The 11,890-nt window shown below is 46.9% G+C and carries 10 protein-coding genes; 6 read left to right on the forward strand and 4 right to left on the reverse strand.

Features of this window, described 5'->3' with window-relative positions:
* Window positions 1-21 precede the first annotated feature (21 nt).
* Complete coding sequence (gene metK / locus AYY17_RS20000; RefSeq protein WP_067426821.1) at window positions 22-1,176, reverse strand: methionine adenosyltransferase; 1,155 nt, start codon at window positions 1,174-1,176, stop codon at window positions 22-24.
* A gap of 673 nt (window positions 1,177-1,849) precedes the next feature.
* Here metK and speA point away from each other — a divergent pair.
* Together speA and speB are read left to right on the forward strand one after the other, a co-directional pair.
* Window positions 1,850-3,754: a biosynthetic arginine decarboxylase gene (gene speA / locus AYY17_RS20010; protein WP_067426826.1), complete on the forward strand. Its 1,905-nt coding sequence runs from the start codon at window positions 1,850-1,852 to the stop codon at window positions 3,752-3,754.
* Between the two features lie 99 nt (window positions 3,755-3,853).
* Entirely contained in the window at window positions 3,854-4,777 is a 924-nt protein-coding gene (gene speB / locus AYY17_RS20015; protein WP_067426827.1) for an agmatinase, read from the forward strand.
* A gap of 87 nt (window positions 4,778-4,864) precedes the next feature.
* Here speB and AYY17_RS20020 read toward each other — a convergent pair whose 3' ends face one another.
* Window positions 4,865-5,497: a peptidoglycan recognition protein family protein gene (locus AYY17_RS20020; protein ID WP_082981460.1), complete on the reverse strand. Its 633-nt coding sequence runs from the start codon at window positions 5,495-5,497 to the stop codon at window positions 4,865-4,867.
* A 309-nt stretch (window positions 5,498-5,806) separates the two neighbouring features.
* On the opposite strand from AYY17_RS20020, the gene AYY17_RS20025 reads away from it, so the two are divergent.
* Together AYY17_RS20025 and AYY17_RS20030 are read left to right on the forward strand one after the other, a co-directional pair.
* Window positions 5,807-6,586 carry an acetoin reductase gene (locus AYY17_RS20025; RefSeq protein ID WP_067426830.1) on the forward strand — a complete coding sequence of 260 codons (780 nt, stop codon included), beginning with the start codon at window positions 5,807-5,809 and terminating at the stop codon, window positions 6,584-6,586.
* A 222-nt stretch (window positions 6,587-6,808) separates the two neighbouring features.
* Complete coding sequence (locus tag AYY17_RS20030) at window positions 6,809-7,723, forward strand: LysR substrate-binding domain-containing protein (protein WP_067426832.1); 915 nt, start codon at window positions 6,809-6,811, stop codon at window positions 7,721-7,723.
* 577 nt (window positions 7,724-8,300) lie between these two features.
* Here the strand turns inward: AYY17_RS20030 and AYY17_RS20040 are convergent.
* Together AYY17_RS20040 and AYY17_RS20045 are read right to left on the reverse strand one after the other, a co-directional pair.
* The gene (locus AYY17_RS20040; protein ID WP_067426838.1) at window positions 8,301-8,720 is read right to left on the reverse strand and encodes a hypothetical protein; all 420 of its coding nucleotides are present in this window, start codon (window positions 8,718-8,720) and stop codon (window positions 8,301-8,303) included.
* 204 nt (window positions 8,721-8,924) lie between these two features.
* A complete protein-coding gene (locus AYY17_RS20045) occupies window positions 8,925-9,815 on the reverse strand; it encodes a pirin family protein (protein WP_067426840.1) in 891 nt (296 codons plus the stop codon).
* 249 nt (window positions 9,816-10,064) lie between these two features.
* Here AYY17_RS20045 and AYY17_RS20050 point away from each other — a divergent pair, with 249 nt between their 5' ends.
* Entirely contained in the window at window positions 10,065-10,655 is a 591-nt protein-coding gene (locus AYY17_RS20050; RefSeq protein ID WP_067426841.1) for a YceI family protein, read from the forward strand.
* A gap of 27 nt (window positions 10,656-10,682) precedes the next feature.
* A complete protein-coding gene (locus AYY17_RS20055; RefSeq protein WP_067426844.1) occupies window positions 10,683-11,885 on the forward strand; it encodes a lactate oxidase in 1,203 nt (400 codons plus the stop codon).
* Window positions 11,886-11,890: the final 5 nt, after the last annotated feature.

Consider the following 11,890-nt stretch of genomic DNA (forward strand, 5'->3'; position numbering starts at 1 on the left):
CAGTAAGTGTGTGGCGGAGTCTTATTTCAGACCGGCCGCATCACGTAACTGTTCTGCTTTGTCGGTTTTTTCCCACGGGAACTGAGGGCGGCCGAAGTGACCGTATGCAGCCGTTTCCTGATACATAGGGTGCAGCAGATCCAGCATCTGGATCAGACCATACGGGCGCAGGTCAAAGAATTCACGCACCAGCAGAGTCAGTTGCTGATTGCTGATTTTCCCGGTACCAAATGTTTCCACCATGATTGAAGTTGGCTCAGCCACACCAATCGCATAAGAAACCTGGATTTCACAACGGTCAGCAAGACCGGCTGCGACAATATTTTTTGCCACATAACGCGCAGCGTAAGCCGCTGAACGGTCAACTTTAGACGGATCTTTACCTGAGAATGCACCGCCGCCGTGACGGGCCATGCCGCCGTAGGTATCAACGATAATTTTACGACCGGTCAGACCACAATCACCCATTGGTCCGCCAATCACAAAGCGACCGGTCGGGTTAATGAAGTATTTGGTGGTAGGATTCAGCCACTCAACCGGCAGAACCGGTTTGATTATCTCTTCCATGACCGCTTCATGCAGGTCTTTCTGAGTAACGTCTTCAGAGTGCTGCGTTGACAGAACAACCGCATCGATACCGACGATGTTGTTGTTATCATACTGGAATGTAATCTGGCTTTTTGCATCCGGGCGCAGCCACGGCAGGATACCGCTTTTACGGACTTTAGCCTGACGCTCAACCAGACGGTGTGCGTAAGTGATTGGTGCGGGCATTAATACGTCAGTTTCGTTTGATGCATAACCGAACATTAAGCCCTGGTCGCCGGCACCCTGTGAAGCAGGGTCAGCGCGGTCAACACCCTGATTGATATCAGCAGACTGTTTACCGATGGCGCTGATTACAGCGCAGGAATCAGCATCAAAGCCCATTGATGAACTGGTGTAACCAATTTCGCGGACAGTGCGGCGTGTTATTTCTTCAATATCAACCCAGGCTTTGGTGGTGATTTCTCCGCCCACCATGACCATGCCGGTTTTGACATAGGTTTCACAGGCAACACGCGCTTTGGGATCTTGTTCTAAAATCGCATCAAGGACTGCATCCGAAATTTGGTCGGCAATTTTATCCGGGTGTCCTTCAGATACGGACTCAGAAGTGAAAAGATGTGTGCTCATTATTTTTCTACCTTAAGTAAACTTCCGGTACATTGATGGATGTATTAACTTCTAGACGGCTATTCTAAGTTAAAATCGGCAGCGGTTCCAGAAATTTTATAGCGCTGATAAATTTTTCATCTTTTTTTCGCTGTCCGTCGAATGTATTACCGGTGTGTCTTATTTTTTTACACCTGTTTGTCATTTTGATTTTGCATTTTTGTGTCATTAACGGTATAAACTGCGCCCAATAGCTGTCAGTTTTCCTGCAGTTATAAATGGCAGAAACTCCGGTTTTCTGTGTGATTCTGGCGGGGGTTACAGCGAGTAACTCTGTGTGGGGGTAAATGGGTTGATAAACCATTATCTGCTGCTTGTTGACGTTCAACAGCCACATGCTGCAATGCATGTGTCCGCGTCGTTTTCCACTTCTTCTTTTCCTGTACTGTCTTCCTCTCCGGCTGACGTGTTCTCTGCGCGATATTATTCGTATCTGCTTCATTCGGGCAGACAGGATACCGTAAGCAGACGGAGCAGCCGGTTAAATCCGTAAAATCTGTGTCCGGTTTTTCCGGATGATGTAATCCATTTTGAATTTTTACTTGTCAACAGGACAGATTTATCCCACGGTGAAGGGGGATAGGCTTATGTCAGCCATACAGGTAAGTTTCACTCCAGAATCAGGAGATGACCAATGAATGATAATATCGCGCTGAAGATGCAGCAGACTTATAATATAGAATATTGGGGCGGCAGTTATTATGGTGTTAATGACTTAGGTCATGTCACCGTCTGCCCGAATCCGGATATGCCGCAGGCGAAAATCGATCTGGCTGAGCTGGTCAGTAAAGTACAGAAAGAACGTGAACACATCCGTTTACCGGCGCTGTTCTGCTTTCCGCAGATTTTACAGCATCGTCTGCGCTCTATTAATGCTGCATTTAAACGCGCCCGTGAATCCTACGGTTACAAGGGTGATTATTTTCTGGTTTACCCGATTAAGGTAAATCAACAGCGCCGCGTGATTGAAACCCTGGTAAGTGCCGGGGAGCCGCTGGGGCTGGAAGCCGGTTCCAAAGCGGAACTGATGGCGGTACTGGCGCACGCCGGCATGACCCGCAGTGTTATTGTCTGTAACGGCTATAAAGACCGTGAATATATCCGCCTGGCGCTGATGGGTGAGAAACTCGGTCATAAAATGTATCTCGTTATTGAAAAAATGTCTGAAATAGCCGTGGTATTGCAGGAGGCGAAAAGCCTCGATGTTGTGCCGCGCCTGGGTGTGCGCGCACGTCTGGCGTCTCAGGGCTCCGGTAAATGGCAGGCGAGCGGTGGTGAAAAATCCAAGTTCGGTCTGGCTGCGACTCAGGTGCTGCAACTGATCGAAATGCTCCGTCAGGCAGACAGCCTGGACAGTCTGCAATTGCTGCATTTCCACCTCGGTTCACAGATGGCAAATATCCGTGATATCGCGACAGGCGTGCGTGAATCCGCCCGTTTTTATGTGGAACTGCATAAATTAGGGGTTAATATTCAGTGCTTTGATGTCGGCGGCGGTCTGGGTGTGGATTATGAAGGTACCCGCTCGCAGTCTGACTGCTCAGTCAATTACGGGCTGAATGAATACGCCAATAATGTTATCTGGGCAATTGGTGACGCCTGCGAAGAGCACGGATTGCCGCACCCGACAGTGATTACCGAATCAGGGCGTGCGTTGACCGCGCATCACACTGTGTTGGTATCCAATGTTATCGGGGTGGAGCGCAATGAGTTTCCGCTTGCGCCACCACCGGCAGAGGATGCACCGCGTCCGGTCGCCAGCCTGTGGGAAACCTGGGAAGAGATGCAGACTAAAGGCAATGCCCGCTCACTGCGTGAGTGGCTGCATGACAGCCAGCTTGACCTGCATGATATCCACACCCAATACGCGCAGGGGATGCTTTCCCTGACAGAACGCGCCTGGGCGGAAGGGTTATACCTGAATATCTGTCGCCGTATCCAGCAGGATCTTGACCCGAGCAACCGTGCGCACCGCCCGATTATCGATGAACTCCAGGAGCGCATGGCAGATAAATTCTATGTGAATTTCTCGCTGTTTCAGTCGCTGCCGGATGCGTGGGGTATCGATCAGTTATTCCCTGTGCTGCCGATTGAAGGTCTGGATAAGCCACTGGATCGCCGTGCGGTACTGCTGGATATTACCTGTGATTCAGATGGTATTATTGATCATTATGTGGATGGTGATGGTGTCGCAACAACCATGCCGATGCCGTCTTATGACCCGGAAAATCCGCCGCTGCTGGGCTTTTTTATGATCGGCGCGTATCAGGAAATTCTCGGCAATATGCATAACCTGTTTGGTGATACCGCCGCGCTGGATGTGTATGTCGGTGAAACCGGGCAGATCCGCTATCTGGAGAGTGAAGCGGGTGATACGGTCGCCGATATGCTTCAGTATGTGAAACTGGATCCGAAAATTTTACTGGAACGTTTCCGTGATCAGGTAAAAGTGTCTGATCTGGATGAAACTGAACAGCAGGCCTTTACGGAAGAGTTCGAAAGTGGTCTTTACGGATATACGTATCTGGAAGATGAATAAATCTGTTTTTCGTTATTATATACCCGACGTTATTCAGGCTGCAGCCAACGAACCTGCCGTCTGAAGGAATAAGGGGTAAAACGTGAATAAGGAAGTATTATGCTTAACAGCACATTAGGTAATCAGACTGATAACTCATTAGTCTCTAATGCGTTTGGTTTTCTTCGTCTGCCACTGAATTTTCAGCCGTATACCAGTGATGCAGACTGGGTGATAACCGGGGTTCCGTTTGATATGGCAACCTCCGGACGCGCAGGCGCCCGTCAGGGACCTTCCGCTATCCGCCAGATCTCAACGAACCTGGCATGGGAAGGTAACCGCTGGCCGTGGACGTTTGACATGCGTGAACGTCTGAATGTGGTGGATTGCGGCGACCTGGTTTTTGCATTCGGCGATGCGCAGGATATGAGCGAAAAATTGCAGGCGCATACTGAAAAAGTATTGGCATCCGGCAAAAAATGTCTCTCTTTCGGGGGCGATCACTTTGTAACGCTGCCGCTGCTGCGTGCTCATGCAAAGCATTTCGGCAAAATGGCACTGGTACATTTTGATGCACATACCGACACTTACGGTAACGGCAGCAAGTTTGACCACGGTACCATGTTTTATCATGCACCGAATGAAGGGCTGATTGACCCGGCACACTCTGTGCAGATTGGTATCCGTACCGAACATGAAACTGATAACGGTTTTACGGTGATTGACGCCGCACAGGTGAATGACCGTACTGTGGATGATGTTATTGCACAGGTAAAATCTATTGTCGGCGATATGCCGGTGTATCTGACGTTTGATATCGATTGTCTGGATCCGGCCTTTGCGCCCGGCACCGGTACACCGGTTATCGGCGGGCTGACAACTGATCGCGCCCTGAAATTACTGCGTGGGTTACAGCCGCTCAATATTGTCGGGATGGATCTGGTGGAAGTCGCGCCTGCATATGACCAGTCAGATATTACCGCACTGGCGGGTGCGACTATCGCGCTGGAAATGCTCTATTTACAGGCTGCTAAAAAAGGCTGAAGCCGGTAAATTAAACGGTCAATATATCCGGTAAATAAAAAAGACCTGCATTTAATTGCGGGTCTTTTTGTTTATCTTCCGGAAAAATTAACCGGCGACATAAAGACCCGCTCCTTCTCCGGCTGTTTTATATGAAATTTTATCATGTTCATAGATATCTTTATCAGTCAGATTAAATGTTGCCTGTAATTTTTTCACCAGGTAATTAATGGCTGTTTTTTGTTGCGGTGTTGCCGGATCCCATAATTTTGTAGTGGTATTATATCCGGCAACAACTTCAATACCCAGACTGTCGGTATTAAGCGGATAACGCGCAGGGTATTTTTTTACTTTTTCATTATTATGAATTTTAGTCGGCGCCCAGCCAAACCCTTTTATTTTTTTCGCTTCTTCCGGGCTGCATGTCCCTTCTTCCATACAACGCGCACGAATTTTCCCTATATGGTAAGCGTATTTATTGGTATTCGCGGTCTGTCTTATTGTGCCGTCTTTATCAATAATAAAGTGGGTTCCGATACCACTGTTCCGGAAAGAAGCCATAGCGGCCGATAAAGAAGAACCACCTGTCCGGTGAAGAACAATGGCATGGACTACCGGCATATTCCCTTTTTCCAGATTAGTTATAATTTCTTTTTTAATTATAATGTCAGCAGAAGGTGAGACAGGTGGCAATAAGTCAGCTTCTTTATTATTATTTTCTGACGGGGATAATAAACGCATGTTTGTTTCTCCTTATTTATACCCTTATTCATTCAAACAGCAGGTTTGTTGGCTGCATCCTGAATGACGTTGGGTATATATTTATTCAAGTATAATTATTTTATTATTTAAATATGCATTATTAATTATGATGAATGTCATTTTTTTTGATGATGAATTAAATACAGAATAAATAAATAATCTTAAGTGGAATTTCGAGGTTTTATTATGAGCCTTATGTGCTCCGATGCTTGCAACCTATAAAGAAACGCGTATGGTTAATAATTATTAATATCATAACGAAATACCTCACTCACATAGGAGCACACAATGTCACTAACGGGTAAAGTGGTTCTGGTCACCGGCGCTGCGCAGGGAATTGGTCGTGGTATTGCATTACGGTTGGCAAAAGAGGGTGCAGATATTGCCCTGGTTGACCTGAAAGAAGACAGTCTGGCAAAGGTTAAAAAAGAAGTGGAAGCGCTGGGACGTAAAGCCGTCACATTAGTCGCGGATATCAGTCAGCGTGATCAGGTTTTTGCTGCGGTTGAAAAGGCTGAAAAAGCACTGGGTGGCTTTGATGTCATGGTAAACAACGCAGGTATCGCCCAGGTGAAAGCAATTGAAGATGTGCGGCCTGAAGATATGGAACGTATTTTCCGTATTAATGTTGACGGCACTATGTGGGGCATCCAGGCTGCGGCGGCAAAATTCAAAGCACGGGGACAGAAAGGGAAAATCATTAACGCCTCATCTATTGCCGGGCATGATGGTTTCGCCTTACTTGGTGTGTATTCAGCTACAAAATTTGCCGTGCGTGCATTGACTCAGGCAGCTGCAAAAGAGTTTGCCAGCAGTGGTATTACGGTGAATGCGTATTGCCCGGGAATTGTCGGGACGGATATGTGGGTTGAAATTGATGAACGTTTCTCTGAGATTACCGGTGCGCCGAAAGGGGAAACCTACAAAAAATATGTCGACGGGATAGCACTTGGTCGCGCTCAAACCCCTGATGATGTCGCAGCACTGGTATCGTTCCTGGCAAGCGATGATTCAGATTACATCACCGGCCAGGCTATTCTGACCGACGGTGGTATTGTTTACCGCTAGATCTCATTGTCACATCAGTCAGTTACACTGATAATCGGGTCCGCTCTGTCATAAGACAGAGCGGATTTTTTTATACCCTTATTCATTCAAACTACAGGTTCGTTGGCCGCACTCAGCCCGCCGGGTCACATACTCCCCGGCGGTCGGAGCTTGCCGCCTGCCTGCAATCTGAATAGTGTTGGGTATATACTAAGAGACAAACAGGCAATATGGCGGAGCAGGATGAAATACGATCTGAACGACCTTTATTATTATGTGAAAGTGGTGGAGCACGGTGGTTTTTCACAGGCCGGACTGGCGCTGGGGATCCCGAAATCCAAATTGAGCCGCCGGATTGCAGATTTAGAGCAAAAACTCAATATTTCATTGATTTATCGCTCGACACGGCAATTTCATGTGACTGAAATTGGTCAGTTATTTTATCAGCAATGCAAAAATGTGGTTGATGAGGCGGAGATTGCACAGGAGATTATCTGTTCGGCGCAGAGTCACCCGCGCGGCAGCCTGAAAATAGCCTGTCCGGTGGCTTTGCTACAAGTTTATGTTCAGGATTTATTGACTGATTTTATGGTTCTTTATCCGGATATTGATATACAAATCCTGGCGGTTAACCGCCCGGTGGATGTTATCAGTGAAGGGTTTGACCTTGCACTGCGGGTGCGCTCATTACCGCTGGATGATTCAGGACTGACGATGAAAGTGCTGGGCTATTCACGCCGTGTATTGGTGGCATCCCCGCAGCTGTTTGTCGGTAAAGCCGCCCCCGGGCATCCCGATGAATTAGCCGATTTTCCGATCCTCGCCAACAGTGAGCAAAAACACAACTATTCTCTGACACTGACTGATAACGCCGGCGGAAGCATCACTAAGCACCTGACCGCGAGGCTTGCCACAACGGATGTAATGACACTGCACCGTGCCGCCCTGAAAGGGCTGGGAATTGCCCGGCTGCCCGAAGGTGTGGTTATCAATGACCTGGCGACAGGTAAATTGCTCAGGATGTTGCCGGACTGGCATTTCCCGGAAGATATCATTCACGCCGTTTTCCCGTCACGAAAAGGACTGTTACCCGCCGTTCAGGCGCTGCTCAATTATCTGGCAGAACGGATCCCGCGGACGGAGCCATTTTCGGGGTGAGTACGAACCAATAAAAAAGTCACAATAAAGTGACTTTTAAGATCAGTAATTTTTACAACTTGTCTGTTGGGGAATGTCGCTGCCATTCTCCTGATGATTACTTTGCTCTTATAGTCCGGACCATCATCACGGTGCCTGCACGAACCCGTATCTCTGACGAAATACTTCATATTTTCAGAGCCGGGGGCGTATGCCGGCTCCTGAACAAAAATACTGCTCTGCCCGACTATATCTTACTCCCCGGCGGACATCAAGCAGTCAGAGATTACTCAGCAGACATATTGCAAGAGAACAGGTCAGACCGGTGCGCTGTAATTCCCCGGCGGCGGAGATGAGAGTTGTACCGGTTGAAAGTAAATCATCAACTAAAATAATTTCTGAGCTATTAAGTTGGTTATAATTGAAGTCAGGATTTAATTTCCAGGGAGAAAAATAATGTCTTATCTTGTTCGGAACCCGTTTCATTGAAAAAATAGTATTTACCGGTAATCTCTGTAATTCAGATAATGTCCGGTGTATTGCTTTTTTATGAGCAGGTTTTACATCTGGTGCATAGGTGTGATAGTGCGTAATAACTTCACTTACCGTTTGTTTTATAAAACAGTTTGTATACATGAGAATGCCAAATCGGCGGGCGATTTTTTTTAGTGAATTGCACTGAAACTGCAGACGATGATGGCATAGCAATTAAAAAATAATTTGAATCTGGTATTGTTTGTTTGATTTTATTCAAAATAATGATGAATGAAGATTTAAATTTATAAAATTCTTTATTTGTAATGGTGTAGTTATTGATACCTTTTAATGAGTAAATCAGTGGGTTACCATCACGATCGGTATCGCCGAATTTAGTTCTTTGGTAAATACTGTAAACGGTTATTCTCGGATGGGTACCAATTACGGTTATTTTGGGATTTTTTCTGACAGCTGTGATTATTCTGCGTTCATGATCCGCATTAAATCTGATCTCCCTTTCTTCTGAAATGTCGATTCCCAATGTATATCATCCTTATGATATTATTGAGTTTATAGGCTATCATATTTTATGTATATGCAACGTAAACGGGCATAGTTCTGCCGGGGTGCAGATATGGTTTTACCGGGCATGAGGCAAATAACCCGGCTATTCGCCTCACAAGGTGAGTAGAATAGCCCGGCTATTTGCCTAATTTGCCTAATTTGCCTAATTTGCCTAATTTGCCTAATTTGTATTATGCAGCAGGGCAGCAGGTATTTTCCCGAAACTGCCGTTATTAAAATCATCAACGGCATCGCGGATTTCCTGTTCGCTGTTCATCACGAACGGCCCGTAACCGACAACCGGCTCATCAATAGGCTCACCGCTGAGGAACAGCACGACCGCATCTTCCGTGGCGTCGAGCACAATAGTCGTGTCTGTCCCGTCGAGGATCATCAGCTCACCGGTATTCAGCGGAGCGTGGCTGTCGACATAAATGCTGCCGTGCAGAACGACCAGTCCTGCGTTGCGGTTTGCTTTGGCAACCAGTCCGAGGGTTTTCCCGGCACGCAGGCGCAGATCCCACACATCCATTTCCGTAAAGGTTCGCGCCGGCCCGTGCTGTCCGGCGTAATCACCGGCGATCACCCGCAGCGTCCCGGCATCATTCGGCAGATTGACCGTCGGGATCGTGCTGTTTTCCAGTAACTGATACCCCGGCGCGGATGATTTTGCCGTCGCCGGCAGATTTACCCACAACTGCACCATATCCAGCGTTCCGCCTTCCTGCATAAAACGATCAGAATGGTATTCCTGATGCAGTATCCCGGACGCTGCTGTCATCCACTGCACATCACCGGGACCTATCACGCCGCCTTTTCCGGTGGAATCGTGATGTGCCACGCCGCCGTCATAGACAATAGTGACGGTTTCAAACCCTCTGTGCGGGTGCTCGCCAACACCGCGGTTTGCACCTTGTGAAGGCGGGAAATCTGCCGGCCCGGCACGGTCGAGCAGTAAAAACGGATTCAGGTGTTTCCCGTGGTTACTGTAGGAAAACATCTGGCTGACAGGAAAGCCATCCCCGACCCAGTGCCCTTTAGGAGCGCGGTATGTACCAATAATATTTCTCATGATTTATCTCCCGATAATTATGTATGGCTTAATAATAGGGGTGGAGATTATGAGTGAGTAGTCACGGATCCGGGTTTCACTGTTGCACAAACAGAACAGTGCCGGGCATTCGGATTATCCTGTTTTCAGAACAGTGTTTATCAATATCCGCACTACTGTCCGGGTGAACAGATCCGTATTATTTATCCCATGCAGGCACTGCGCATAATGCGTTGCTGCCATTGCCGATAAATAAGTCAGGAATAAATAATGAAAAAAATCAGGTTATCATGTTTTGCATCACTCTTTGCATCACTCTTTGCATCACTGTTTTTATTTAATGCCGCACAGGCGGCTGATTATCAGTTAGATCCGGCACACACTAAAGCTGTGTTTTATATCGATCACTTTAATACCTCAACTAACAGCGGTGGTTTTTATGAAATTACCGGTGATATGTCATATTCACCTGAAAAACAGCGCGGCAGTATTGATGTATCCATTCCTGTTTCTGCATTAAATACAGGTCTTACCGCATTTGATAACCATATTCAGAGTGCAGATATCCTTGATGCGGGAAAATATCCGGCTATTACCTTTAAATCCACCAAATGGAATTTTAAAGATAACAAGGTGGTTTCTGTTGATGGTGAATTAACCATGAAAGGAAAAACACATCCGGTGACATTACAAACCACTAAGTTTGGCTGTTATTTCAGCCCGGTCCTGAAAGCCGATGTCTGCGGCGGTGATTTTGAAACCACAATTGACCGGACTCAATGGGGTGTTGATTACCTTGTAAAAGAAGGAATGGCGGCTTCTGTGAAACTGAACATTCAGGCTGAAGCGGTTAAAAAATAAAAGTGTAAAGGATCCGGAGATTATTCAATGAAAAAAGTAAAAGCAGGTTTTTTTGCCGCCACCGTTTTAGGACTGGCAATGACGATGACCACCGCATACGCGGCAGAATATAAAGCCAGTATCAAAGAAGGCCCGTTAAAAATAGTGAACCTGAATGACCTGGAATCACAGGTGAAAGCCAATATGGATAAAGGTGCTTTTGGCTATATACGTGGCGGGGCTGAAGATGAAAAAAATATGCGGGATAATACCGCCAGCTTTGATCGAAAATATATAATGCCCCGGGTCATGCAGGGAATTGAATTAAAAGATATCAATATCTCCACCTCACTTTTAGGTATTCCGCTGGATACCCCGGTTATTCAGGCACCGATGGCCGCCCAGGGATTAGCACACCGTGACGGGGAAATCGCGACGGCAAGAGGGATGGCACAAGCAGGATCTATTTTTACACTAAGCACTTACGGTAATAAAACCATTGAAGAGGTTGCGGCGGTATCAGACGGACATCCATTCTTTTTCCAGCTTTATATGAGTAAGAATGATGCCTTCAATGAATTTACCCTGAAACGGGCAAAAGAGAGCGGCGCCAAAGCCATTATCCTGACAGTTGATTCTCCGGTTGGTGGCTGGCGTGAAGATGATTTACGCAATAATTTTCAATTTCCGTTAGGATTTGCAAACCTTGAATTGTTCGCCAAACAGAACAATGATGGTGCTAAAACCGGAAAAGGGGCGGGGATCAGTGAGATTTATGCGCAGGCAAAACAGGCATTCACCCCGTCTGATATTCAATATGTGAAAAAAATGTCCGGCTTGCCGGTGATCGTCAAAGGTATTCAATCTCCTGAAGATGCTGATCGTGTAATTGAAGCAGGCGCTGATGCTATTTGGGTGTCTAACCACGGCGGACGTCAGCTGGACAGCGGTCCGGCATCCTTTGATGTACTGCCGGCGATTGCAAAAACGGTTAATAAACGTGTACCTGTGGTGTTTGACAGTGGTGTACGCCGTGGCTCGCATGTTTTCAAAGCATTGGCGTCAGGGGCGGATATTGTGGCAGTCGGTCGTCCTGTTCTCTATGGTCTGAATCTGGGCGGCGCGCAAGGTGTAAATTCAGTTATTCAGCAACTGAATAAAGAATTGCGTATCAATATGATGCTGGGTGGCGCAAAAGATATCAATGCGGTTAAACAGACTAAATTGTATACGGACAGTGAGTTGCAGTAATTTAT

Source organism: Morganella psychrotolerans (assembly GCF_001676055.1).
Lineage (GTDB): Bacteria > Pseudomonadota > Gammaproteobacteria > Enterobacterales > Enterobacteriaceae > Morganella > Morganella psychrotolerans_B.